This window comes from Pseudomonas sp. V88_4, from assembly GCF_029967985.1.
Taxonomy (GTDB): Bacteria; Pseudomonadota; Gammaproteobacteria; order Pseudomonadales; family Pseudomonadaceae; genus Aquipseudomonas; species Aquipseudomonas glycinae.
Window position 1 is genome coordinate 50,058 of the sequence record NZ_JASCAF010000036.1, and the last position, 24,124, is coordinate 74,181.

Genomic DNA, 24,124 nt, shown 5'->3' on the forward strand with positions numbered 1-24,124 from the left:
AGGACGCCGCATGCGCCTGTTTCGCTCATTGACCTTGCTACTGACGCTCGTAGCACCGACGGCGTTTGCCGATGACCTGTATCAGGTCGAAATGATTCTGGTACGCCAGAACGCCGTGCCGGCAATTGTCAGCCGCGCCGCCCCGGAAGACTGGGCGGCCGGCGCGCAACGCCTGGGCGATGACAGCAAACGCACCCCGGCGCTGAACGACGTTGTAACCAAACTCACCGCCAGCGGCGAGTACAGCGTGCTGATGCACAAAGCCTGGCAGCAGACGCTGGGCGAGACGCCGGCGAAGGTTGCAGTCAGCGAAGGTCAGGAGCAGTTCGGCCAATTCCCGATCGAAGGCACGATTGAAATGAAGCTCGGGCGCTTTACCGACGTGAACGCCGATTTCTGGGTCAACCAGATCGACGCCAACGGCATGGTCACCGCCAGCGAGCGCCTGAAACAGGACAGCCACACCAAGAATGGCCAACTCAACTACCTCGATAACGGCCATCTCGCCCTGCTGATCAAGATCACTTCGCTGACGGCGCCCGCGCCTCGGGAAGCGCCTGAAGTCGTTCCGGACTGATCGAAGTCCTTATGCCCCCGCCACTGAGTAAACCGCTGGCCTCCTCCTGGGTCAGCCGATTCAAGGAACAAAGCCTGGAGCGTGGCCGTCGCTACGCGCTGGAAAACCGGGTGCGATTCGTGCAGGTCGGCGACGCGACCATTACCGCCAGCTGCGAAGGCTCTGGCGGTAACGTCTACCGCCAGACGATTCATCTGCGTGAGTCAGCCAAAGGCACGCTGCTGATGGTCGACGCCACCTGCACCTGCCCGGTACACAGCAACTGCAAACACTGTGCGGCGGTATTGCTGCAAGTGCAGGAAACCCTCGAATACCCCGCTGCTGCCAAAGACGCCGAACTGCTGGAAAAACTCCAGGCCGTGCTGGAAAACCGCAGCCCGAAAGCACCGCCGCAAATGCTGGTGGACAACGTGCGGCCGGTACCGCGCCTGTGGCTGGCCAGCGTCGAGTTCAGCGCGTTCGAGCCGCGCAACGGCAAGATGCAGCGTTACATCCAACATCGTGCGGCATTGTCCTTCAGTTACCTCGACGAATACGTCAGCGGGCAGAAGAACAGCGACATCCTGATTCGCCAGGAGGCCCAGACCCTGCGGGTCAAGCGCCACCCGGACGTCGAACAAAGCTACCGCGAGCAGCTGCGAATTCTCGGGTTCCGCATCGCCACCCGGCAGAGCAAGGCCCTGCCGGAAAGCGCCGGTGAACTTTACGAGATGGTCAACGACAGCGCGTGGCTGACCTTCACCCTCAACGACCTGCCGAAGCTGCGCACCCAAGGCTGGGAGCTATTGGTCGACGATGAGTTCGGTTTCGACCTGACCGCCGTCGACGATTGGTACGCCACCGTCGAGCAGACGCCGGAACGCGACTGGTTCGATCTGGAGCTGGGGATCATCGTCAACGGCGAGCGCCTGAGCCTGCTGCCGATCCTGCTCAACCTGATGCGTTCGCACACGGAAATCCTCAACCCGGAACGTCTCGCCCGCCGTCGCGACGATGAACTGATTCTGGTGAACATCCCGCAACGCAACAGCGAACACGGGCCACTGCAGGTCGCCCTGCCCCTCGGCCGACTGAAGCCGGTGCTGGCGACCCTTGGCGAGTTTTATTTGCAGGAGCCGGGCGAAACCACCCTGCGCCTGAGCAAGGCCGACGCCACACGCCTGAACTCGCTGGAAGGCATTCCCCTGCTCTGGGAAGGTGGCGAGCAGATCCGCAGCTTCGCCCAACGCTTGCGCGACATCCGCGACTACAGCGCCGAAACACCGAAGGGGCTTAATGCGACGCTGCGCCCTTATCAGCTCGAAGGCTTGAGCTGGATGCAGTCGTTGCGGCAACTGGAGGTCGGCGGGATTCTCGCGGACGACATGGGTTTGGGTAAAACCCTACAGACGCTGGCGCACATTCTCAGCGAGAAAAACGCAGGGCGACTGGATCGACCCTGCATGGTGGTGATGCCTACCAGCCTGATCCCCAACTGGCTGGACGAAGCGGCGCACTTCACGCCACAGCTCAAGGTTGTCGCCCTGTACGGTGCCAGCCGCAAAAAGCATTTCGAGCATTTGGCCGATTACGACCTGATACTCACCACTTATGCGCTGCTGCCCAAGGATGTCGAACGTCTGGCGCAGCAGCCGCTGCATGTACTAGTGCTGGATGAAGCGCAGTACATCAAGAACCCGAACAGCAAAGCCGCCCAGGCTGCCCGTGAACTCGATGCGCGTCAGCGCCTGTGCCTGAGCGGGACGCCGCTGGAAAATCACCTGGGCGAACTGTGGTCGCTGTTTCACTTCCTGCTGCCAGGCTGGCTCGGCGACGTCAAAAGCTTCAACGCCGATTACCGTGTGCCGATCGAAAAACGCGCCAGCGAAGTCAGACTTCAGCACCTCAACGGTCGGATCAAACCGTTCCTGCTTCGTCGCACCAAGGAACAGGTTGCGACCGAGCTGCCGCCGAAAACCGAGATCATCCACTGGGTCGAGCTCAACGAGGCCCAGCGCGACGTGTACGAAACCATGCGCCTGGCCATGGATAAAAAGGTTCGCGACGAGATCACTCGCAAAGGCGTGGCGCGCAGCCAGATCATCATTCTTGAAGCGCTGCTCAAGCTGCGCCAGGTCTGCTGCGATTTGCGCCTGGTCAACGACGCCACCCTGCCCGCCCGCGGCAGCACATCGGGCAAGCTCGACAGCCTGATGGAAATGCTTGAGGAGTTGTTTGAGGAAGGTCGGCGGATTCTGCTGTTTTCTCAATTCACTTCAATGCTGGCGCTGATTGAGGACGAGCTGAAAAAACGCAATGTCGCCTATGCGCTGCTGACGGGGCAGACTCGGGATCGGCGCACACCGGTGAAGGAATTCCAGAGCGGCAAGCGTCAGATCTTTCTCATCAGCCTGAAGGCTGGTGGTGTGGGCCTGAACCTGACGGAAGCGGACACGGTAATTCACTACGATCCGTGGTGGAACCCGGCGACCGAGAATCAGGCAACCGACCGCGCCTATCGCATTGGTCAGGAGAAGCCGGTGTTCGTTTACAAGATGATTGCCCGGGGCACGGTCGAGGAGAAAATTCAGCTTCTGCAGCGGGAGAAATCCGACCTGGCGGCCGGCGTACTGGATGGGCGCAAGGCCGGGGACTGGAAGTTGCAGAGTGATGATATCGAGGCGCTGTTTGCGCCGTTGCCGGACAAGTTTGAAAAGCGCTGAGATCTTCGTCGGCTATCAGATCGATTCGCGGGCAAGCCCGCTCCCACAGGTTTAGCGTGACCTCTGTGGGAGCGGGCTTGCCCGCGAAAGGCTCGACTCGGTTTCGAGCCAGACTCAGCCCTTGAGCACCCGCGCCAACGTCGACTTCACCTTACCCATGCCATCGTGCAACGCCTGCTCGATCTCGGCCATGGTGATCACTTCAGTGGTCTTGCCCGCAGCAGGGTTCACCACCAGCGACAGACAGGCGTAATCCAGATCCAGCTCGCGGGCCAGCGCCGCTTCCGGCATGCCGGTCATGCCGACGATGTCGCAACCGTCACGTTCAAGACGCACGATTTCAGCAACGGTTTCCAGGCGCGGGCCCTGGGTGCAGGCGTAAACGCCCTGATCGCTGTACTCGCAACCTTCGGCGGCCAACGCAGCAATCAGTTGCTGACGCAGCGGTTCGCTGTAGGGAAAGCTGAAGTCGATGTGTGTGACATGTTCCAGGTCATCGGCAAAATAGGTGTGCTCGCGACCGCTGGTGTAGTCCACGATCTGATGCGGCACGCAGAAATGCCCGGTGCCCATCGCTGGATGAATCCCACCCACCGCGTTGACCGCAATGATCGCTTCGGCTCCGGCCTGCTTCAACGCCCACAGGTTGGCGCGGTAGTTGACCTTGTGCGGCGGGAAGCGATGCGGGTGACCGTGACGAGCCAGGAACAGCACTTCCTTGCCGGCGTATTCGCCAATCTGAACCTCGGCCGATGGCGCGCCATAAGGCGTATCCACCGCCAGCGACTGACGAATGCTCAGGCCTTCCAGCTGGGTCAGGCCGGTGCCGCCAATGATTGCGTAAACCGTCATAGCGAAAAAATCCTTAATCGATCAGTTGAGCGTCTTTGAGCGCGCCGACAGCGGTCAGCCAGCGCGGATCCTGACGGTATTCGGTGTTGGCAAATGCCTGACCGCGCATGCGTGCGATGCGCGGCGACGGCTTGACCTTCATGCGCTGCGCGGCGCTCAGGGCCAGTTCTGCGGCGGCGCGGTCGTTGCACACCAGGCCCATGTCGCAACCGGCACTGAGTGCCGCTTCGATACGACTGGCGGCGTCGCCGACCACATGCGCGCCGGCCATCGAAAGGTCATCGCTGAAGATCACGCCATCGAACTGCAACTCGCCGCGCAGGATGTCCTGCAGCCAGCGCCGGGAGAAACCGGCGGGCTGTGCGTCGACTTGCGGATAAATGACGTGGGCGGGCATGACGGCGGCCAGTTGCTTGCTGAGTCCGGCGAACGGCACGAGGTCGTTGGCGCGGATCTCTTCAAGGCTGCGCTCGTCGTTGGGGATTGCGACGTGGGAGTCGGCTTCGGCCCAGCCGTGGCCAGGGAAATGCTTGCCGGTGGCGGCCATGCCGGCGCTGTTCATGCCTTTGATGAACGCGCCGGCGAGTAGCGCGGCGCGCTCCGGGTCACCTTCGAACGAGCGGGTGCCGACGACGGCGCTGCGCTGGTAATCCAGATCCAGTACCGGCGCGAAGCTCAGATCGAGTCCGACGGCCAGCACTTCGGTGGCCATGATCCAGCCGCATTGTTCGGCCAGGTATTCGGCGTTCGGGTTATCTGCGATGGCGCGCATGGCTGGCAAACGGACGAAGCCCTGACGCAGACGCTGAACGCGACCGCCCTCCTGGTCCACCGCGAGCAGCAAGTCCGGACGAATGGCCCGGATCGCCGCGCTCAGCTCGCGCACCTGACGCGGATGCTCGATGTTGCGAGCAAAGATGATCAGGCCGCCCACTTCGGGCTGGCGCAACAATTGGCGATCTTCGGCCGTCAGCCAGGTACCGGCGACGTCCACCATCAACGAGCCTTGCAGGCCAGCAGTCATAGAGATTCCTTGAAAACGAAAAACCCGTCGCCCACGAAACCACCACCTGGGGCATGGCCCGGCGGGTCGGTGATTTCAATGAGAAACGGGTTCAGAACGAGAGTCGACATGGGCGGCTAGCTTAGCGGATGTCAGCTGCCGCGCCCACCCATGGAGGGTTAAACCTTGGCAGGTGCCGGCGCGGATTTACTGCGTGGCCGCAACTGCGCTGTAGCCATCGCAGCATCGGTGACACCGGTTTCGGCACGCATGCCGGCCGCCAGGAACGGCACCATCAGGCGCATCACCTGCTCGATGGAGGTGTTGACGCCGAAATCGGTCTCGGCGATCGCACGCAGGGCCTTGATACCCGACATGCTGAATGCTGCGGCACCGAGCATGAAGTGCACACGCCAGAACAGTTCGATCGGAGGAATGCGCGGCGCGGCTTCGTTCACCAGCAACATGTAGCGACGGAATACCTTGCCATACATGTCTTCCAGATACCGACGCAGGTGGCCCTGGCTCTGACTGAAGGCCAGACCAAGCAAACGCATGAAGATTGATAGATCATTGCCGCTGCGTGGCTGTACCACCAGCGCCTGCTCGACGAGGATTTCCAGCAGTTCTTCGAGCGAAGGCTTGTTCTCTGGCTTGGCTTGGCGGCGCTCCAGCTCTTTGTCGAGGCTGATGCAGAACGGACCGAGGAAGCGCGAGAAAACCGCCTGGATGAGCGCCTTCTTCGAGCCGAAGTGATAGTTCACCGCAGCGAGGTTGACCCCTGCCTTGCTGGTGATCAGACGCAATGAGGTTTCAGCGAAACCTTTTTCCGCGAACAGCTGTTCTGCAGCATCAAGAATGCGTTCAACGGTTTCCGACTGGGCCATGGCTACTCCGCCTGACAAACACTTGTTTGAAACATACGTTTCAGCCCATGCCTTGTCAAGCCTGCCCGTTCGTTTTGGGAATGGTCGGTCAGATATTTAACCACAACAAGGACGCCACATTAATCGGCGTCGTCACTGACCGTCCGGCGGCATGGCAAAAAACGATCATTGCCAAGACCGCTTCACTGTATATAATCCCAGTCACTGTATAAAAAGACAGAGCGATCAATATGCTTAAGCTGACGCCACGCCAAGCCGAGATTCTGGCCTTTATCAAACGCTGCCTCGAAGACAACGGCTACCCGCCAACCCGTGCGGAAATCGCTCAGGAACTGGGTTTCAAGTCGCCCAATGCGGCCGAAGAGCATCTCAAGGCACTCGCCCGCAAAGGCGCGATCGAGATGACTCCCGGCGCCTCTCGCGGCATTCGTATTCCCGGCTTCGAAGCCAAGGTCGACGAATCCACCCTGCCGATCATCGGTCGAGTGGCTGCCGGCGCACCGATTCTCGCCCAACAACACATCGAAGAGTCCTGCAACATCAACCCGGCCTTCTTTCATCCGCGCGCCGACTACCTGTTGCGCGTTCATGGCATGAGCATGAAGGACATCGGCATTTTCGACGGTGATCTGCTGGCGGTTCATACCACTCGCGAGGCACGCAACGGTCAGATCGTGGTTGCGCGGATCGGCGACGAAGTCACCGTCAAACGCTTCAAGCGTGACGGCAGCAAAGTCTGGCTGATTGCCGAAAACCCCGAGTTCGCCCCCATCGAAGTCAACCTGAAAGATCAGGAACTGGTGATCGAAGGCTTGAGTGTCGGCGTTATCCGCCGCTAAAGGAGGCTTTATGCAGTTCCCACACGTACCTCAGCAAACACAACTGCCGTTGTTCGAAGCGTTTCTGGCGCAACCGCTCGCCCCCATCCTCAAAGATGTCGTCGAGCGTCCGTGGAATCCCGAACCCGAAACGTTCAGTGAGCTGTCACTGCGCGGCGCAGCCGGGAACTGCCTGAACCTGCTGGCGCCTATTCTTCGCGAATTGAGTGATGATCAGGACGCACGCTGGCTGACCTTGATTGCACCACCAGCGAGTCTGACCCAGACCTGGCTGCGTGACGCCGGATTGAATCGCGAACGCATCCTGCTCCTGCAACCGCGCGGCGCTCAAAGCGCTCAGCACCTGGCCTGCGAAGCATTACGTCTGGGCCGCAGCCACACAGTCGTCACGTGGCTGAACCCACTGAGCGCAGGATCACGGCAACAGCTGATCAGCGCTGCCCGTACAGGGGACGCTCAGAGCCTTAACATTCGCCTGGGGTAATCAACAATGTGCGCCAAGTTAAGCGCAGGGCTTCTCCAGGGATAGAGAAGCCGATCTGGAGCAGTAACTGACAGACAGCGGATCAATGAAGAACCCGCGGCCCCTCATCCTTATCGAATTCGCCCTCAACCATACGTCCTGCCATTTGCACGCCAACGCTCAACATCGCTTTGGCAATTTCAACGTGCTGGCCCTGTAGAAACGCCTTGGCATCCTCGGAGAAATCCAGAGTCACCAGAGAACCCTCGTCCTCGGCCCTGCGCAGTTCAATTCGGCCGTCTGGTAGCTCGACAATTTCTAGAAAGGACGTTGGCATATGGGTCTGTTCTCCACGAAAGGCAGGGATTATATAGACATCATTCAGGCTTCGCTCGGGATCTTGACCAGCAGCACGCCTCTCGTCGCCGCCAGTCCAAAGTTCCTCAGCACTCGTTCAAGCCTTCACGGAAGCGGATCGCCAACCCCTTGAGGTTCTGCCGCCAGCTCTCGAGCTCTTCGCGGCTCAACTCTTCAATCACTTCTTCATCCAGATTCACCGCCTGAATCAATGGCTGCGTCACATCGCCCTTCGGCTTGTGTGGCACCCGTGGCGGCTGGAACAGCGCCGAGTGCGCGGCCAGCAATTTAGCCAGCCAGGTCTCCGGATTGCCTGCCAGCTCGATCATCTCCGCCAGCTCAGGAATGGCAATCGACTCCAGCACTTCGCGGGTCAGCAAGGCTTCCGCCCGCGACGCATTGGCTTGCGGCAGACGATAGAAGCCGGCGATTTCATGACACAGCCCCAACAACGCACCGTAGAGATGAAACAGTGCGGATTCGCGCCCGGCCTGAATCAGCGCCAGCGAGTTCATCGCCCGCCCCTCTTCGGCCCTGGCCAGCGCTTCCAGCGACAAACCCGCGAAATAGATCTTCTGATTGGTACGGGTATAGAGTTCGTGGGCCATGTCGGCACTCTCCACAACGAAATAATTGCTTCACACAGGCCGGACAGTGTCATGGATCAGCCGATCCGACCGCAAGCTTTAAACAAAAAGGCCGCATGAAAACCCTAAGGTTGTCATGCGGCCTTTTGATGTGTTGGGCCGACAGCATCAGCCCAACACAAGGTCAGAGTCAGCTCAAGCCTTGGCTTTCGCCGGACGCTTGTCCTCGACCGTCCACTTGCCACCGTCAAAGAACGCTTTCCAGCCTGTCGGCTTGCCGTCGACTTCGGTCTGAACGTATTGCTCCTTGGTCTTGCGGCTATAGCGGATCACGGCTGGCAGGCCATCCGGATCCTTCTGTGGCGCTTCGCACAGGAAGTGGTACTTCGGATCGATTTCGTCCTTGTGCGGCAGAATCTCGATCACCAGCGGAGCACGGGTCTCGCGGTTTTTCGGGAATTGGCTGGCCGCCAGGAACAGGCCGGAAGCACCGTCACGCAGAATGTAGGTGTCGTTGACCTTTTCACATTTCAGCTCAGGCATCTTCACCGGATCCATCTTCGGCGGCGCCGCGTCACCGCTCTTCAGCAGCTTGCGGGTGTTCTTGCAGGTCGGATTGGTGCAACCGAAGAACTTGCCGAAACGGCCGGTCTTGAGCTGCATCTCGCTGCCGCACTTGTCGCATTCCAGGCTCGGACCTTCGTAGCCTTTGATGCGGTAGCTGCCTTCTTCGATTTCGTAGCCCGCGCAATCCGGGTTGTTACCGCAGATGTGCAGCTTGCGCTTCTCGTCGAGCAGGTAGGCGTCCATCGCCGTGCTGCAGATCGGGCAGCGGTGCTTGCCGCGCAGTACCAGGGATTCCGACTCACCTTCATCGTCCGCCGCGATTTCATCGCCCGGCACCAGGTTGACGGTGGCCTTGCAGCGCTCTTTCGGCGGCAGGCTGTAGCCCGAGCAGCCGAGGAATACGCCAGTCGAGGCAGTACGAATCTGCATCGGACGGCCGCAGGTGGTGCACGGAATGTCGGTCATCACCGGCTGGTTGGCACGCATGCCGGCTTCCGGATTCTCCGCCACTTCAAGTTTTTTCTTGAAGTCGCCGTAGAACTCGTCCAGCACGTTTTTCCAGTCACGCTCACCCTGAGCCACGTCATCGAGGTTCTCTTCCATGCCGGCGGTGAAGCCGTAGTCCATGAGATTGGAGAAGCTTTCCGACAGACGCTCGGTAACGATGTCGCCCATCTTTTCCGAATAGAAACGACGGTTGTGCAGGGTCACGTAGCCGCGATCCTGAATGGTCGAGATGATCGCTGCATAGGTCGAAGGACGACCGATGCCACGCTTTTCCATTTCCTTCACCAGGCTGGCTTCCGAATAACGGGCCGGCGGCTTGGTGAAGTGCTGGGACGGATCGAGCTTGATCAGCTTCATCACGTCGCCCTGCGCCATGTCCGGCAGAACATCATCGTCGCCAGGCTTGGTGATTTGCGGCAGCACGCGAGTGTAACCGTCGAACTTCAGGATGCGGCCCTTGGCACGCAGTTCGAAGTCACCGGCAGCGACACTGACGGTGGTCGACAGATATTGCGCCGGCAGCATCTGGCAAGCCAGGAACTGGCGCCAGATCAGCTCGTAGAGGCGCTCAGCGTCGCGCTCCATGCCGGCCAACTTGGCTGGCGTGGTGTTGGCGTCGGAAGGTCGAATCGCTTCGTGAGCCTCTTGTGCGCCTTCCTTGCTGCTATAGACGTTCGGCGACTCCGGCAGGTACTTCTTGCCGAACTCGGTTTCGATGTAATCGCGCGCCATCGCCACGGCATCAGCCGAGAGGTTGGTCGAGTCGGTACGCATATAAGTGATGTAGCCGGCTTCATAGAGACGCTGGGCCATCATCATGGTTTTCTTCACACCGAAGCCCAGGCGATTGCTTGCGGCCTGTTGCAGCGTGGAAGTAATGAATGGTGCCGACGGCTTGCTGCTGGTCGGTTTGTCTTCACGTTTGACGATGCTGTAGCTGGAGGACTTGAGCTTTTCCAGGGCCGCGGTGGCCTGGGCTTCGTTCAGCGGCTTGAAGGCTTCGCCTTTCTCGCGAGCCACTTCGAAACGCACGGTCGAGCCTTTGGCGGTGCCGAGGTCGGCATGCACTTCCCAGTACTCTTCCGGGTTGAACGCACGAATCTCACGCTCACGCTCGACCACCAGTTTCACGGCAACCGATTGCACGCGACCGGCGGACAGACCACGGGCGATCTTGGCCCACAGCAGCGGCGAGACCATGTAGCCGACAACGCGGTCGAGGAAACGACGGGCCTGCTGCGCGTTCACTCGATCGATGTCGAGTTCGCCCGGCTCCGAGAAGGCTTCCTGAATCGCCTTCTTGGTGATTTCGTTGAACACCACGCGCTTGTAGCGGCTGTCGTCACCACCGATGGCTTCGCGCAGGTGCCAGGCAATGGCTTCCCCCTCGCGATCCAAGTCGGTTGCGAGATAGATGGTGTCAGCATCCTTGGCGAGCCGGCGCAGCTCTTCGATGACCTTTTCCTTGCCCGGGAGGATCTCGTACTTGGCTTTCCAGCCGTGTTCGGGATCGACCCCCATACGCGAGACCAGCTGCTTGCGCGCCTTCTCTTTCGGCGACAGCGCTGGCGCTTCGCCCGCAGCAGCCTTGCCGCGCTTGGCGGCAGGCTCCTTGCTGGCGCTAGCCGAACCGCTGGTGGGCAGGTCTCGGATATGGCCGATACTCGACTTCACCACGTATTGGTTGCCCAGATACTTGTTGATGGTCTTGGCCTTAGCCGGGGATTCCACAATGACCAGCGATTTGCCCATGGATCAGAAAATTCCTGAATTCTAGAAGTGAAAGGCGGTTGGCGCCTGACGCGGCACCGCTATATATAGTGGCTACAAGGTGAGGTCAAGCGCAGGGTTTTGCGCGCACTCGCCTTACGGCTTCGAAAAAAGGCTCGGTTCGGCTTGCACCAAAGCAAAGCGTGGGACCTGCTCGCCGTCAACCTCGACGGACTCCAGGAACATGCTCAAGGGACGCACCCAAAAGCCGTAATCGCCATACAGGGCTTGGTAAAAGACCACTTCTTCTTCGGTCTCGGAATGCCGCGCGACACTGAATACGCGGTACTGCGGACCTTTGTAATGTTGGTAGAGCCCAGGTTGTATCGGCATGCTTCGGCCCTCACTCAAATTTTTTCAAAATAAAAACAAAAATAAATCCGCAAAAACAAAAACCGGGGCACTTGGCCCCGGCTTCCATCGACGAGACGCTTAAACGCGTTCGAAGACGGTGGAGATGCCTTGGCCGAGGCCAATGCACATGGTGGCCACCCCGAAGGTGCCGCCATTCTGCTTCATCACGTTCAGCAACGTGCCGGAAATACGGGCACCGGAGCAACCGAACGGGTGACCCAGGGCGATCGCACCGCCGTGCAGGTTAACCTTCTCATTCATCTTGTCGAGCACTTTCAGGTCTTTCAGCACTGGCAGGGCCTGTGCGGCGAACGCTTCGTTGAGCTCGAAGAAGTCGATATCGTTGATACCCAGGCCGGCGCGTTTCAGTGCTTTCTGAGTAGCCGGTACCGGACCATAGCCCATGATGGCCGGGTCCACACCCGCTACCGCCATCGAGCGAATCACGGCCAGAGGCTGGATACCCAAGTCCTGTGCACGCTGTGCCGACATCACGATCATGCACGAAGCACCATCGGTGATCTGCGACGAAGTACCGGCCGTCACGGTGCCGCCCTTTGGATTGAATGCCGGTTTCAGAGCCGCCAGACTTTCCAGGGTGGTTTCCGGACGAATGGTTTCGTCGTAGTCGAAGGTTTTCAGGAAACCGTTCTCGTCGTAACCCTGCATCGGGATGATTTCTTCCTTGAACTTGCCTTCCACAGTCGCCTTGTGGGCCAACTGGTGGGAACGCACGCCAAAGGCGTCCTGCTGTTCGCGAGTGATGCCGTGCATTTTGCCCAGCATTTCAGCGGTCAGACCCATCATGCCCGAGGCTTTCGCCGCGTACAGGGACATGTGCGGGTTCGGATCGACACCGTGCATCATGCTCACGTGACCCATATGCTCGACGCCGCCAACCACGAACACGTCACCGTTGCCGGTCATGATCGCTTGCGCAGCAGTGTGCAGTGCACTCATCGACGAGCCGCACAGACGGCTGACGGTCTGGCCGGCCGAGGTGTGCGGGATCTGGGTCATCAGCGACGCCATGCGCGCGATGTTCCAGCCTTGCTCCAGGGTCTGGTTCACGCAGCCCCAGATCACATCCTCGACTTCGGCAGGATCGACCTTGGTGTTGCGTTCCAGCAGTTTGCTGATCAGGTGCGCCGACATGTCTTCGGCGCGGGTGTTGCGGTGCATGCCGCCCTTGGAGCGGCCCATCGGAGTACGACCGAAGTCGACAATCACGACGTCTCTAGGATTCAAGCTCATAAGTTCACTCTCACTCTAGTTGGGGGCGCTTAACCGAAGAAGCTCTGGCCGTTCTTGGCCATTTCGCGCAGCTTCGCGGTCGGGTGGTACAGCGCGCCCAAATCAGCGTACTGGTCGGCCAGGGCAACGAACTCGGCAACACCGATCGAGTCGATGTAGCGCAGCGCACCGCCACGGAATGGAGGGAAACCAATACCGTAGACCAAACCCATGTCGGCTTCGGCGGCGGTTTCGACGATGCCGTCTTCCAGGCAACGCACGGTTTCCAGGCACAGCGGGATCATCATCCAGTTGATGATGTCTTCGTCAGTGACTTCGCGCTGCTCGTAGACGATCGGCTTGAGCACTTCCAGTACCGACGGATCGGCGACTTTCTTCTGCTTGCCTTTTTTGTCGGCCTCGTAGGCATAGAAGCCCTTACCGTTCTTCTGACCCAGACGCTTGGCTTCGTAAAGCACGTCGATGGCCGAACGACGGTCGTCCTTCATGCGGTCCGGGAAGCCTTCAGCCATCACGTCACGACCGTGGTGACCGGTGTCGATGCCGACCACGTCCATCAGGTATGCCGGGCCCATCGGCCAGCCGAATTTTTCCATGATCTTGTCGATACGGACGAAGTCCACACCGGCGCTGACCAGTTTGGCGAAACCGCCGAAGTACGGGAACAGTACGCGGTTGACCAGGAAACCCGGGCAGTCGTTGACGACGATCGGGTTCTTGCCCATTTTCTTGGCGTAGGCAACGGTGGTGGCGATGGCCAGCTCGCTGGACTTCTCGCCACGGATCACTTCCACCAGCGGCATCATGTGCACCGGGTTGAAGAAGTGCATGCCGACGAAGTTTTCCGGACGCTTGAGGGCCTTGGCCAGCAGGCTGATGGAAATGGTCGAGGTATTGGACGCGAGGATGGTGTCCTCTTTGACTTGAGCTTCGACTTCCGCCAGAACGGCTTGCTTGACCTTCGGGTTCTCGACCACAGCCTCAACGACCAGGTCGACGTGACCAAAATCGCCGTAGGACAGCGTAGGACGAATGCCGTTGAGCACTTCAGCCATCTTCGCGGCAGTCATGCGGCCTTTATCAACGCGACCAACCAGCAGCTTGGCGGCTTCCGCCAGACCTTGCTCGATGCCGTGCTCGTTGATGTCCTTCATCAGGATCGGCGTACCTTTGGAAGCCGATTGATAGGCGATACCGCCACCCATGATGCCGGCGCCCAGTACGGCAGCCTGCTTCACATCCTTGGCGATTTCGTCGTAGGCCTTGGCCTTTTTCTTCAGTTCCTGATCGTTCAGGAACAGACCGATCAAGCTCTGCGCGGCAGAGGTCTTGGCCAGTTTCACGAAACCTGCGGCTTCGACTTCCAGCGCCTTGTCACGACCGAAGTTCGCGGCTTTCTGGATGGTCTTGATCGCTTCGACCGGGGCCGGGTAGTTCGGACCGGCCTGGCCAGCCACGAAACCTTTGGCGGTTTCGAAAGCCATCATTTGTTCAATGGCGTTCAGCTTGAGCTTTTCCAGCTTCGGCTGACGCTTGGCCTTGTAGTCGAACTCGCCGGAGATGGCGCGCTTGATCAGTTCAAGGGCGGCATCCTGCAGCTTCTCGGGAGCAACCACGGCATCGACGGCGCCGACTTTCAGCGCGTCTTCAGGACGGTTTTCCTTGCCGGCGGCAATCCACTCGATGGCGTTGTCGGCACCGATCAGGCGCGGCAGACGCACGGTACCACCGAAGCCCGGGTAGATGCCCAGTTTGACTTCCGGCAGACCGATCTTGGCCTTGGTGGAGATGACGCGGTAGTCCGCTGCCAGGCACATTTCCAGACCGCCACCCAGAGCGATGCCGTTGATTGCGGCCACGGTCGGAACGTTGAGGTCTTCGAAATCGCTGAAGATCTTGTTGGCTTCGAGATTGCCAGCAACCAGCTCGGCATCCGGCAGCTTGAAGTTGTCGACAAATTCGGTGATGTCGGCGCCGACGATGAACACGTCCTTGCCACTGCTGACGATCACGCCCTTGATCGAAGCATCTGCCTTGATGGTGTCTACGGCCTGACGCAGTTCGTTCAGGGTAAGACGGTTGAACTTGTTGACGGACTCACCCTTGAGGTCGAATTTCAATTCGACGATGCCACTTTCAAGAGCTTTAACCGTGATGGCTTTACCTTCGTAAATCATCAACTGATCTCCACGATATGGAAGCTGAACAGTACACGTCGGACGCAGGCAAATGGCTCGGCAGGACGTTTTTTCGTCGATGCTGATACCCATCCACCCGGCACACCCGCCAACGCGATAGTCGGGATTCTGTAGGAGCAGTCTGCAATACAAACGCTCAATTCATACGCCCGTTTGATTTGGGTACGCCACCTTCACGGAATTTCCGACAATTGTCAATCGCCCTAAATACGGGTTGAAATGCGACTTTGCGGTCATTTCTGTAGGACGCAGCCCGGCCACACATACTTGCATGTGAGGGCATTCATAAGATTAATAGTTAGAAAAGTCGCCCTAATTCACCGCAAGCCTTGTTTAACAGGCTACGCTGGCTGGACTACGAAGGAAAACAGGCGCACGTTTGCTGACCGGATGACTCCGAGCGAACGCCAAAAAAGAATTTCCGGCCTGCCTGGCCAACCCCGCCCGATGAATCATGTCGGGCTTTTTATTGCGCGTCTGCCGGACGTTTCGCACCGTTGCAGCGCGAAAAGTCCGTAAGTCATGCCAGCGCTTTCAGCGTGGCATCAATTTCCAGCAAAACCGAAGCGTCACCCTTCTCGCCCCAATAGAGCGCGATCATCTGCTTGTCCGCCTCGACCTTGAAAACGTTGCCCGGCAATTTTTCGAAATGATTGAGCAGCAGCGGATCCTCACAGACTTCCTGCCACTGATTCACCCAAACCCCCGGGGATTTCTGCCAATACGTCCAGCACGCCGGCTGCTTGCCACGGCGTGGCCGATGGTATTGCGCGCACGGATTTGGCGGCTCCTGGCTCAGCCAGTGCGGCCATTCCTGAGGCGCCAGTTGCATGGCCAGCCCGATGCGCCGGGCCTCCGTGCGCAAGGCTATCCGGCCACTCTGAGCACGGGACGGACGCAACCATGCCAGCGGACTCAACACCACCAGCAGGATTGACACCACCAGCCAGACCGTCATATCTCTACTCCCGTTTTGTCATGAGCCCATTGCGTCACTTTGGAACCAATGCGCTTGAAACCAGCCATACTTAACAATATTGATCCCTCACGAGGAGCACCTCATGCCCTACCACCATATCCTGGTCGCCGTAGATCTGACCGAAGAGTGCGACCCTGTGATCCACCGCGCCCGAGAGCTGTCGGTGAGCAATGGCGCCAAGCTGTCGCTGGTGCATATCGTCGAACCGATGGCCATGGCCTTTGGCGGTGACGTGCCGATGGATCTGTCACAACTGCAACAGCAGCAGTTCGATCAGGCCAAGGAGCGTCTCGAACGCCTGAAGCACAAATACACCGAACTCGAAGGCGCCAACTGCCACCTGACCTACGGCCAGCCGCGTCAGGAAATCCACCATTTCGCCAAAGAACAGGGTTGCGACCTGATCGTGGTCGGCAGCCATGGTCGGCACGGTCTGGCGCTGTTGCTGGGCTCGACCGCCAATGACGTGCTGCACGGCGCACCTTGCGATGTGCTGGCGGTGCACCTGGTCAAACGCTGATCCCATGCACTTGTAAAAAGCTAAAAAAGCCCGACGCCCATCACTGGACGCCGGGCTTTTTCATGCCTGGAAACAATCAGGCGTCCAGTTCGGCCCAACGCTCCACCAGCGCATCCAGCTCAGCCTGCAACTGCTCCAGAGAAGCAATCACCTTGGCCGTCTCGGCCGGAGGACGCTGATAGAAGCCGGCCTCGGCCATTTCAGCCTCGATCGCAGCGATCTGCTGCTCCTTGGCGTCGATATCGCCCGGCAGCGCTTCCAGTTCGCGCTGAAGCTTGTAGCTCAGTTTCTTCTTCGTAGCCGGGGCCGCTGCGACCGGCGCGGCAACCGGTGCCGGTTCAGCAGTGACCACCGCCGAATTCAGGTCAGCCTTGCCGGATTTGCTCTCGGTCACGCCCAGCAAGCGCGGCGAACCGCCCTGGCGGATCCAGTCCTGATAGCCGCCGACGTATTCGCGAACCTTGCCTTCACCTTCGAAGACCAGGGTGCTGGTGACCACGTTGTCGAGGAATGCCCGGTCGTGGCTGACCATCAGCACAGTGCCGTTGAAGGTCAGCAGCACTTCTTCGAGCAGTTCAAGGGTTTCCACGTCGAGGTCGTTGGTCGGTTCGTCGAGCACCAGCAGATTCGCCGGCTTGCTGAACAGTTTGGCCAGCAACAGACGCGCACGCTCGCCACCGGACAACGCCTTCACCGGTGTGCGGGCACGCTGCGGGCTGAACAGGAAGTCGCCGAGGTAGCTCAGCACGTGGCGGCTCTGGCCGTCGATATCGATGAAGTCGCGACCTTCGGCGACGTTGTCGATCACGGTCTTTTCCAGATCCAGCTGATGGCGCAACTGGTCGAAATAGGCCACATCAATCCTGGTGCCCTCTTCCACTTTGCCGCTGGTCGGTTGCAGACCGCTGAGCATCAGCTTCAGCAAAGTGGTTTTGCCGGTACCGTTGGCGCCGAGCAGGCCGATCCGGTCACCACGTTGCAGCACCATGGAGAAATCGCGAATCAGGAACGGACCGCCCGGATGCGCGAAGCTCACGTTATCCAGCACCATCACCTGCTTGCCGGACTTCTCCGCGGTTTCCAGCTGGATGTTGGCCTTGCCGGTGCGTTCACGACGCTCGCTGCGCTCCACACGCAGGGCTTTCAGCGCACGCACGCGGCCTTCGTTACGGGTACGACGGGCCTTGATGCCCTGGCGAATCCACACTTCTTCCTGGGCCAGACGCTTGTCGAACAGCGCGTTGGCGGTTTCTTCGGCGGCCAGCGCGGCTTCTTTGTGAACCAGGAAACTGGCGTAGTCGCCGTTCCAGTCGATCAGGCCACCACGATCCAGTTCGAGGATGCGGGTGGCGAGGTTTTGCAGGAAGGAACGGTCGTGCGTGATGAACAGCACGGCGCCCTGGAAATCCTTCAGCGCTTCTTCAAGCCAGGCAATCGCACCGATGTCCAGGTGGTTGGTTGGCTCGTCGAGCAGCAGCAGGTCCGGCTCGGACACCAGCGCCTGCGCCAGCAACACGCGACGACGCCAGCCGCCGGACAGTTCGGCGAGGGTCTTGTCGGCCGGCAGTTGCAGGCGGCTCAGGGTGCTGTCGACCAGGGTCTGCAAGCGCCAGCCATCGCGGGCTTCAAGGTCGTGCTGGACGTGCATCAGTTTGTCCAGATCGGCGTCGGTGACGATGTTCTGGCTCAGGTGATGGTATTCGGCGAGCAACGCCCCCACGCCGTCGAGGCCTTCGGCGACCACATCGAACACGGTCCGCTCGTCGGCCACCGGCAATTCCTGCGGCAATTCACCGATTTTCAGACCGGGGGCACGCCACACCGAGCCGTCATCAGGCTTCTGGTCGCCCTTGACCAGTTTCATCATGCTGGACTTGCCAGTGCCGTTGCGGCCGATGATGCACACCCGCTCACCACGGGCGATCTGCCAGGACACCTTGTCCAACAACGGCATCGCGCCGAATGCAAGGGACACATCGCTGAATTTGAGCAGGGTCATGAGCTTCTCCAAAAACCGGGCGCGCATTCTACCTGAATCGGGGCCCGAGCAGGCCGGCAATTTCGCCGCTGACGCACTCTGCACAACATTTGTTGCGAACTTGTGCTGCGAGGCCGGCAAAGCTTTCGCCCCTTGCTGGCAAAAGGCTAAGCTACAGGCAATTCAGTGCGGGTTTTGGGCCGGCACTTGTCATGATTTCTCTGCCCGGATGTCTCATGCGCAGTCGCCTCTTCAGTGTTTTGTCATGTTTGCTGCTTTCCGCCGCTGCCGTTCAATCCGCCCAGGCGGTGGACCTGTCCACCCAACGCCAGTATTACGATGAAGCCAAGCGCGCCCTGGCCAAGGGCGATAGCGGTCCCTATTTCCGTTACGCCCAGGCCCTCGCCGACTATCCACTGGAGCCGTACCTGGCTTACGACGAGCTGACTGCGCGGCTGAAAACCGCCAGCAACGCGGAGATCGAGAAATTCCTCGCCGAGCACGGTGACCTGCCACAGGCCAACTGGATGAAATTGCGCTGGCTGCGCTGGCTGGCCGATCGCGGCGATTGGGCGACGTTCGTCAAGTATTACGACCCGAAACTGAATTTCACTGAACTTGACTGCCTCAACGCGCAGTACCAGATCAGCCACAACAAGAAGGCCGAGGGCTTCGCCAATGCCGATAAGCTCTGGCTGACCGGCAAATCCCAGCCTGCCGCCTGTGATGCGCTGTTCGGCATGTGGGCCGCCGAAGGTCAACTGACCGAACAGAAACGCTGGGAGCGCGCCAAACTCGCCGCCCAACACCGCAACTATCCACTGGCCAACAGCCTCGTCAACGGCCTGACCACCCTCGCCCCGCGCGGTCGCCTGTTGGTGGATGTGGCGCAAAAGCCGGAACTGCTCAACCAACCCTCGCGTTTCACGCCGGCCGATGAGCCGATGTCCGATGTGGTCAGCCTCGGCCTGCGCCGTCTTGCCCGTCAGGATCCGGACAAGGCCATGGCCCTGCTCGACGGTTATGCCAGCAGCATGCATTTCTCCCGGGATGAAAAAGTCGCGATCGCCCGGGAAATCGGCCTGACCCTCGCCCGTCGCTTCGACAGCCGCGCGCTGGATGTGATGACCAAATACGACCCGGAACTGCGCGACAACACCGTGTCCGAATGGCGCCTGCGTCTGCTGTTGCGTCTGGCGCGCTGGGACGACGCCTACCAATTGACCCGTCGTTTGCCACAGGACCTGGCCACCACCAACCGCTGGCGCTACTGGCAGGCCCGCAGCCTGGAACTGGCACAACCGCAAAACCCGGAAGCGCAGACGCTGTACAAGAACCTGTCGCGGGAACGGGATTTCTACGGTTTCCTCGCCGCCGACCGCTCGCAATCGCCGTACTCGCTGAACAACAAGCCGCTGGTGCTCAGTCAGGCGCTGATCAACAAGGTGCGCAACACGCCTGGCGTACGTCGTGCACTGGAATTCCACGCCCGTGGGCAGATCGTCGATGGCCGCCGCGAGTGGTATCACGTCAGCCGGCATTTCAGCCGCGATGAAATGGTCGCCCAGGCGAAACTCGCCTACGACCTGAAATGGTATTTCCCGGCCATCCGCACCATCAGTCAGGCGCAGTACTGGGATGATCTGGACATTCGGTTCCCGATGGCCCATCGCGACACTCTGGTGCGCGAAGCCAAGGTCCGCGGCCTGCATTCGAGCTGGGTATTCGCCATTACCCGCCAGGAAAGTGCGTTCATGGACGACGCCCGCTCCGGTGTCGGCGCCAGCGGCCTGATGCAACTGATGCCCGGCACCGCCAAGGAAACCGCGCGCAAGTTCAGCATTCCCCTGGCCTCGCCGCAGCAGGTGCTCGATCCGGACAAGAACATCCAGCTCGGCGCCGCTTATCTCAGCCAGGTGCACAGCCAGTTCAACGGCAACCGCGTGCTCGCCTCCGCCGCCTACAACGCCGGCCCCGGCCGAGTGCGCCAGTGGCTGCGTGGCGCCGACCATCTGAGCTTCGACGTGTGGGTAGAAAGCATCCCGTTCGACGAAACCCGCCAGTACGTGCAGAACGTGCTGTCCTACTCGGTGATCTACGGCCAGAAACTCAACTCGCCGCAACCACTGGTGGATTGGCATGAGCGGTATTTCGACGATCAGTGATCGGGGCGTTTTTCGTCGATAGATCGACGTAAACAAAAATGCCCGCATCGAGAGATGCGGGCATTTTTTATGGCGCTCTACTAGGTCGGTTACTTAGTCGGTTACTTGGTCGGTTGAAGCCTGATGACCATCACTGAACTGCAACGCCGCCAACCGCGCATACAGCGGATTACTGGCGATCAACTCCTGATGCGTACCAATCGCCACCAGTTTGCCCTGATCCATCACCGCAATACGGTCGGCGTTTTTCACCGTGGCCAAACGGTGGGCGATGACCAGCGTGGTGCGGTTTTGCATCAGGCTCGGCAACGCTTGCTGGATCAGGTGTTCGCTTTGGGCGTCGAGGGCGCTGGTGGCTTCGTCGAGCAGCAGGATCGGCGCGTCGACCAGCAACGCCCGGGCAATGGCCAGGCGCTGGCGTTGCCCGCCGGACAGGCCGAGGCCGCCATCGCCCAAGTGGGTCTGGTAACCGTCGGGCATCTGTTCGATGAAGTCGTGGGCGTGGGCGATTCTGGCGGCCTCACGGACTTGTTCCAGGGTCGCCGACGGGCAGCCGTAGCGGATGTTCTCTTCGACACTGCCGAAGAACAGTGCCGGGGTTTGCGAGACCAGCGCGAAGCAGCGACGCAGGTCCAGCGGATCAAGGCTCGTCAGCGGTACGCCATCGATCAGGATCCGCCCTTCCCGTGGATCGTAGAACCGCAGCAGCAAGTCATACACCGTGGACTTGCCCGCGCCGGACGGTCCGACGAGCGCGAGGGTTTCGCCGGCGTTGATCGTCAGACTCAAGCCATCGACGGCGAGGCTATCGGGACGCGAAGGGTAGGAAAAACGTACATCCTGTAATTCCAGCTCGCCCCTGACCCGCTCCGGCAGCGTCACCAATCCTGTGGTCGGTGGCTGGATGATGTTTTCCGAACGCAGCAATTCGGCGATGCGCTCGGCGGCGCCAGCCGCTCGCTGCAACTCTCCGATCACTTCGCTCAACGTGCCAAACGCACTGCCGACGATCAGGCTGTAGAACACGAACGCCGCCAGTTCACCGGCAGAAATCCGCCCCGCGATCACGTCCATGCCGCCAACCCACAACATCACCGCGACGGCGCCGAGCACCAGCACGATCACCAGCGTGATCAGCCAGGCCCGTTGGAAAATCCGTTTGCGTGCGGTCTCGAATGCCTGCTCGACAGTACTGGCGAAACGCTGTTCGTCCTGCACCTGATGGTTGTAGGCCTGCACGGTCTTGATCTGGCCGAGGGTTTCCGAGACGTAGCTGCCGATGTCGGCGATCCGGTCCTGACTCAGCCGGGATAGGTTACGCACACGACGACCGAAAATCAGGATCGGCGCAATCACCAGCGGCAGTGCGATCACCACGATGCTCGTGAGCTTGGCGTTGGTGATGAACAGCAGCACCACACCGCCGATGACCATCAGCAAATTACGTAGGAACAGCGACAGCGACGAGCCGATCACCGATTGCAGCAGGGTGGTATCAGCGGTCAGCCGCGATTGGATTTCCGAACTGCGGTTGTCCTCGTAAAACCCGGGATGCAGGTACACCAGATGGTTGAAGACCTGCCGACGGATATCCGCCACCACGCGCTCACCGATCCAGGACACCAGATAAAACCGCGCAAAGGTGCCGACCGCCAGGCCGAACACCAACAACATGAACAGGCCGATGGATTGATTGAGCAAGTGCGGCGATTGAGTCATGAAGCCTTGGTCGACCAGCAGCTTGATGCCCTGCCCCATCGACAGGGTGATGCCCGCCGTGACGATCAGCGCCAGCAGTGCGCCGAAGGCCGGCCAGCGATAGGGCGCAAGGAAATGACTGGTCAGGCGCAAGGCCCGGCGGTGGCGCGAGGAAAGCATCGGGATCATTCAGGTTCACGTCGTGTGCGGGTGGATAGGGCCAGCCTACAGACTCAAATGGGGTGGAACTCTGTAAATCACAATGAGTCAGGTTAAATATGACCGGCAAGACTACCCCCTAGACGCTATCGGTCTAAGGTCCGGGTTGAGACGGACGGTCATTTCTGTTTGAGTGGAGATGCCGTTCCGAACCGACCGCAGGGAGTTGTCACAGCCTGGTCACCTGACGGTTTTAACCTAGGCACACAACCTGATGAGGAGACAGGCCATGTCCTTGCAACACAGCAGCGATGACAAGATTGAAGTGATCCGCACCAAGCCCGGCCAACCTCTGGGTTGCTCGATTATCGATAAGGATGGGCGCGAAGTGCCAATCACTGAAGACATGATCCAGAACGCCTGCCGCGAACTGGAGAAGCGATTGGTCAAGCCTGCCGAACAAAAGTGATGTAGCCACCGTCTTCGTGACCCGGCCCCTCTAGGCCGGGTTTTTTCTGCCCGTGGTTTATACGGCCACAGCGCCCAGCGCTATCACGATCTGGCGCAGGGCCGGTGAATCGCCCTCGATCCGCACCTTCAAGCCTTCGATTTCGCGTCGCGACGGATACTGCTTGCGCAGCAGATCAAACGCGGCACGTTGTTCACCGACGCTGCCCAGCAACGTGCGACGGAAATCCGCGTCATCCCGGCGCGGGTCGTACACGCCGCGGCACAACATCGCCAGCGCCCAGGCCGGATCGCTGTCGGCATGCAGAGAAACTTCCGACAACCACGGCGCCGGCAGCAGATCGCCGAGCTGAATGGTGGCGGGCTCACCGATAAAGTCGCAGTAAGCCTGATAGATCTGCGCCGTGCCGCGCTGCTTGCCGTCGAGGCTGTAACCGGCGATGTGCGGCGTCGCCAACACGCAGAGCTCGGCCAGAGCAACATCGACTTGCGGCTCGGCCTCCCAGACATCGAGCACTGCTTGCAGGTCTTCACGCTCCAGCAGCACTTCGCGCAACGCGGTGTTATCCACCACCGGACCGCGAGCCGCGTTGATCAACCAGGCGCCGGGCTTGAGCTGCTGCAAACGCTGCTCGTCGAACAGATGCCAGGTCGCACCGGCGCCGCTGCGGGTCAGCGGGGTGTGCAGGCTGATCACGTCGCACTGCTCGATGATCTGCTCCAGGCTGACATAGTCGCCGCCCTCGACCGTCTGACGTGGCGGGTCGCAGACTTTCACGTTCCAGCCCAGGCCTTTCAGCACCTTGACCAGGCGACCGCCGACTTCACCGGCACCGATCACGCCGTAAGTGCGTTCACTCAACTCGACGCCTTCGATTTCAGCCAGGGTCATCAGGCTGCCAAGCACGTAATCGACCACGCCCCGAGCATTGCAGCCGGGGGCGCTGGACCAGATGATGCCGGCCTCGCTGAAGTAATCGAGATCCAGATGATCGGTGCCGATGGTGCAGGTGCCGACGAAACGCACCTTGCTGCCTTCAAGCAATGCACGGTTGACGTGGGTCACCGAGCGCACCAGCAATACATCGGCCTGTTCGACCGTGGCTCGGTCGATGGAGCGGCCAGGCACCCGGCGGATCTCGCCGAAACCGGCAAAAAAGGCATCGAGCAGCGGGATATTTTCGTCGGCAACAATCAGCATGGCAGGGCTCCTTGGGCGGATCGGCAGTGTAGGCGCTGG

20 protein-coding genes are annotated in these 24,124 nt (G+C 60.1%); 7 read left to right on the top strand and 13 right to left on the bottom strand.

Features of this window, described 5'->3' with window-relative positions; genetic code table 11:
- The first annotated feature begins 10 nt into the window (after positions 1–10).
- On the top strand, positions 11–577 hold the full coding sequence (locus QLG12_RS14000) for a CsiV family protein (protein ID WP_007953029.1): 567 nt from the start codon (positions 11–13) through the stop codon (positions 575–577).
- 11 nt (positions 578–588) lie between these two features.
- Complete coding sequence (locus QLG12_RS14005; protein ID WP_282474726.1) at positions 589–3,279, top strand: DEAD/DEAH box helicase; 2,691 nt, start codon at positions 589–591, stop codon at positions 3,277–3,279.
- 114 nt (positions 3,280–3,393) lie between these two features.
- On the opposite strand, the gene QLG12_RS14010 is transcribed toward QLG12_RS14005, so the two are convergent.
- The 3 genes from QLG12_RS14010 to QLG12_RS14020 all read right to left on the bottom strand — a co-directional run bounded on the left by QLG12_RS14010 (position 3,394) and on the right by QLG12_RS14020 (position 6,021).
- Entirely contained in the window at positions 3,394–4,131 is a 738-nt protein-coding gene (locus tag QLG12_RS14010; protein WP_007953033.1) for an S-methyl-5'-thioinosine phosphorylase, read from the bottom strand.
- 13 nt (positions 4,132–4,144) lie between these two features.
- Positions 4,145–5,155 (bottom strand): beta-N-acetylhexosaminidase, encoded by a 1,011-nt coding sequence (gene nagZ / locus QLG12_RS14015; protein ID WP_282474727.1) that lies wholly within the window; start codon positions 5,153–5,155, stop codon positions 4,145–4,147.
- 158 nt (positions 5,156–5,313) lie between these two features.
- On the bottom strand, positions 5,314–6,021 hold the full coding sequence (locus tag QLG12_RS14020; RefSeq protein ID WP_064381100.1) for a TetR/AcrR family transcriptional regulator: 708 nt from the start codon (positions 6,019–6,021) through the stop codon (positions 5,314–5,316).
- A 230-nt stretch (positions 6,022–6,251) separates the two neighbouring features.
- On the opposite strand from QLG12_RS14020, the gene lexA reads away from it, so the two are divergent.
- On the top strand, positions 6,252–6,860 hold the full coding sequence (gene lexA, locus QLG12_RS14025) for a transcriptional repressor LexA (RefSeq protein WP_007953044.1): 609 nt from the start codon (positions 6,252–6,254) through the stop codon (positions 6,858–6,860).
- A 10-nt stretch (positions 6,861–6,870) separates the two neighbouring features.
- On the top strand, positions 6,871–7,344 hold the full coding sequence (gene sulA, locus QLG12_RS14030; RefSeq protein WP_197869946.1) for an SOS-induced cell division inhibitor SulA: 474 nt from the start codon (positions 6,871–6,873) through the stop codon (positions 7,342–7,344).
- Between the two features lie 82 nt (positions 7,345–7,426).
- Here the strand turns inward: sulA and QLG12_RS14035 are convergent, their stop codons facing one another.
- The 7 genes from QLG12_RS14035 to QLG12_RS14065 form a co-directional block, all read right to left on the bottom strand.
- The gene (locus QLG12_RS14035; protein WP_007953047.1) at positions 7,427–7,660 is read right to left on the bottom strand and encodes a hypothetical protein; all 234 of its coding nucleotides are present in this window, start codon (positions 7,658–7,660) and stop codon (positions 7,427–7,429) included.
- A 106-nt stretch (positions 7,661–7,766) separates the two neighbouring features.
- Complete coding sequence (locus QLG12_RS14040; RefSeq protein ID WP_197869945.1) at positions 7,767–8,288, bottom strand: DUF6586 family protein; 522 nt, start codon at positions 8,286–8,288, stop codon at positions 7,767–7,769.
- A gap of 174 nt (positions 8,289–8,462) precedes the next feature.
- Complete coding sequence (topA, locus tag QLG12_RS14045) at positions 8,463–11,093, bottom strand: type I DNA topoisomerase (RefSeq protein WP_007953057.1); 2,631 nt, start codon at positions 11,091–11,093, stop codon at positions 8,463–8,465.
- Positions 11,094–11,207: 114 nt separating this feature from the next.
- A complete protein-coding gene (locus tag QLG12_RS14050; RefSeq protein ID WP_007953059.1) occupies positions 11,208–11,444 on the bottom strand; it encodes a DUF1653 domain-containing protein in 237 nt (78 codons plus the stop codon).
- 99 nt (positions 11,445–11,543) lie between these two features.
- Entirely contained in the window at positions 11,544–12,719 is a 1,176-nt protein-coding gene (gene fadA / locus QLG12_RS14055; protein WP_197869944.1) for an acetyl-CoA C-acyltransferase FadA, read from the bottom strand.
- Positions 12,720–12,748: 29 nt separating this feature from the next.
- Positions 12,749–14,896, bottom strand: coding sequence for a fatty acid oxidation complex subunit alpha FadB (gene fadB, locus QLG12_RS14060; RefSeq protein ID WP_197869943.1), 2,148 nt, complete (start codon positions 14,894–14,896; stop codon positions 12,749–12,751).
- 541 nt (positions 14,897–15,437) lie between these two features.
- Entirely contained in the window at positions 15,438–15,875 is a 438-nt protein-coding gene (locus QLG12_RS14065; RefSeq protein WP_011335196.1) for a hypothetical protein, read from the bottom strand.
- A gap of 103 nt (positions 15,876–15,978) precedes the next feature.
- Here QLG12_RS14065 and QLG12_RS14070 point away from each other — a divergent pair, with 103 nt between their 5' ends.
- On the top strand, positions 15,979–16,416 hold the full coding sequence (locus tag QLG12_RS14070; protein WP_085700513.1) for a universal stress protein: 438 nt from the start codon (positions 15,979–15,981) through the stop codon (positions 16,414–16,416).
- A gap of 76 nt (positions 16,417–16,492) precedes the next feature.
- On the opposite strand, the gene QLG12_RS14075 is transcribed toward QLG12_RS14070, so the two are convergent.
- Positions 16,493–18,415 (bottom strand): ATP-binding cassette domain-containing protein, encoded by a 1,923-nt coding sequence (locus tag QLG12_RS14075; protein WP_197869942.1) that lies wholly within the window; start codon positions 18,413–18,415, stop codon positions 16,493–16,495.
- 215 nt (positions 18,416–18,630) lie between these two features.
- On the opposite strand from QLG12_RS14075, the gene QLG12_RS14080 reads away from it, so the two are divergent.
- Positions 18,631–20,559 carry a transglycosylase SLT domain-containing protein gene (locus QLG12_RS14080; protein ID WP_197869941.1) on the top strand — a complete coding sequence of 643 codons (1,929 nt, stop codon included), beginning with the start codon at positions 18,631–18,633 and terminating at the stop codon, positions 20,557–20,559.
- Positions 20,560–20,652: 93 nt separating this feature from the next.
- Here QLG12_RS14080 and QLG12_RS14085 read toward each other — a convergent pair whose 3' ends face one another.
- On the bottom strand, positions 20,653–22,446 hold the full coding sequence (locus QLG12_RS14085; RefSeq protein WP_197869940.1) for an ABC transporter transmembrane domain-containing protein: 1,794 nt from the start codon (positions 22,444–22,446) through the stop codon (positions 20,653–20,655).
- Positions 22,447–22,705: 259 nt separating this feature from the next.
- Between QLG12_RS14085 and QLG12_RS14090 the strand changes: the two genes are divergently transcribed.
- Positions 22,706–22,885, top strand: a complete 180-nt coding sequence (locus QLG12_RS14090) for a PA1571 family protein (RefSeq protein WP_197869939.1) — start codon at positions 22,706–22,708, stop codon at positions 22,883–22,885.
- 57 nt (positions 22,886–22,942) lie between these two features.
- Here QLG12_RS14090 and pdxB read toward each other — a convergent pair whose 3' ends face one another.
- Positions 22,943–24,085, bottom strand: a complete 1,143-nt coding sequence (pdxB, locus tag QLG12_RS14095; RefSeq protein ID WP_236195192.1) for a 4-phosphoerythronate dehydrogenase PdxB — start codon at positions 24,083–24,085, stop codon at positions 22,943–22,945.
- Positions 24,086–24,124 lie beyond the last annotated feature (39 nt).

What these genes read in the sequence shown, in the direction of transcription:
- QLG12_RS14000 (WP_007953029.1), top strand. Translation starts at nt 11, where the DNA reads ATGCGCCTGTTTCGCTCATTGACCTTGCTACTGACGCTCGTAGCACCG.
- QLG12_RS14005 (WP_282474726.1), top strand. Translation starts at nt 589, where the DNA reads ATGCCCCCGCCACTGAGTAAACCGCTGGCCTCCTCCTGGGTCAGCCGA.
- QLG12_RS14010 (WP_007953033.1), bottom strand. Translation starts at nt 4,131, where the DNA reads ATGACGGTTTACGCAATCATTGGCGGCACCGGCCTGACCCAGCTGGAA.
- nagZ (WP_282474727.1), bottom strand. Translation starts at nt 5,155, where the DNA reads ATGACTGCTGGCCTGCAAGGCTCGTTGATGGTGGACGTCGCCGGTACC.
- QLG12_RS14020 (WP_064381100.1), bottom strand. Translation starts at nt 6,021, where the DNA reads ATGGCCCAGTCGGAAACCGTTGAACGCATTCTTGATGCTGCAGAACAG.
- lexA (WP_007953044.1), top strand. Translation starts at nt 6,252, where the DNA reads ATGCTTAAGCTGACGCCACGCCAAGCCGAGATTCTGGCCTTTATCAAA.
- sulA (WP_197869946.1), top strand. Translation starts at nt 6,871, where the DNA reads ATGCAGTTCCCACACGTACCTCAGCAAACACAACTGCCGTTGTTCGAA.
- QLG12_RS14035 (WP_007953047.1), bottom strand. Translation starts at nt 7,660, where the DNA reads ATGCCAACGTCCTTTCTAGAAATTGTCGAGCTACCAGACGGCCGAATT.
- QLG12_RS14040 (WP_197869945.1), bottom strand. Translation starts at nt 8,288, where the DNA reads ATGGCCCACGAACTCTATACCCGTACCAATCAGAAGATCTATTTCGCG.
- topA (WP_007953057.1), bottom strand. Translation starts at nt 11,093, where the DNA reads ATGGGCAAATCGCTGGTCATTGTGGAATCCCCGGCTAAGGCCAAGACC.
- QLG12_RS14050 (WP_007953059.1), bottom strand. Translation starts at nt 11,444, where the DNA reads ATGCCGATACAACCTGGGCTCTACCAACATTACAAAGGTCCGCAGTAC.
- fadA (WP_197869944.1), bottom strand. Translation starts at nt 12,719, where the DNA reads ATGAGCTTGAATCCTAGAGACGTCGTGATTGTCGACTTCGGTCGTACT.
- fadB (WP_197869943.1), bottom strand. Translation starts at nt 14,896, where the DNA reads ATGATTTACGAAGGTAAAGCCATCACGGTTAAAGCTCTTGAAAGTGGC.
- QLG12_RS14065 (WP_011335196.1), bottom strand. Translation starts at nt 15,875, where the DNA reads ATGACGGTCTGGCTGGTGGTGTCAATCCTGCTGGTGGTGTTGAGTCCG.
- QLG12_RS14070 (WP_085700513.1), top strand. Translation starts at nt 15,979, where the DNA reads ATGCCCTACCACCATATCCTGGTCGCCGTAGATCTGACCGAAGAGTGC.
- QLG12_RS14075 (WP_197869942.1), bottom strand. Translation starts at nt 18,415, where the DNA reads ATGACCCTGCTCAAATTCAGCGATGTGTCCCTTGCATTCGGCGCGATG.
- QLG12_RS14080 (WP_197869941.1), top strand. Translation starts at nt 18,631, where the DNA reads ATGCGCAGTCGCCTCTTCAGTGTTTTGTCATGTTTGCTGCTTTCCGCC.
- QLG12_RS14085 (WP_197869940.1), bottom strand. Translation starts at nt 22,446, where the DNA reads ATGATCCCGATGCTTTCCTCGCGCCACCGCCGGGCCTTGCGCCTGACC.
- QLG12_RS14090 (WP_197869939.1), top strand. Translation starts at nt 22,706, where the DNA reads ATGTCCTTGCAACACAGCAGCGATGACAAGATTGAAGTGATCCGCACC.
- pdxB (WP_236195192.1), bottom strand. Translation starts at nt 24,085, where the DNA reads ATGCTGATTGTTGCCGACGAAAATATCCCGCTGCTCGATGCCTTTTTT.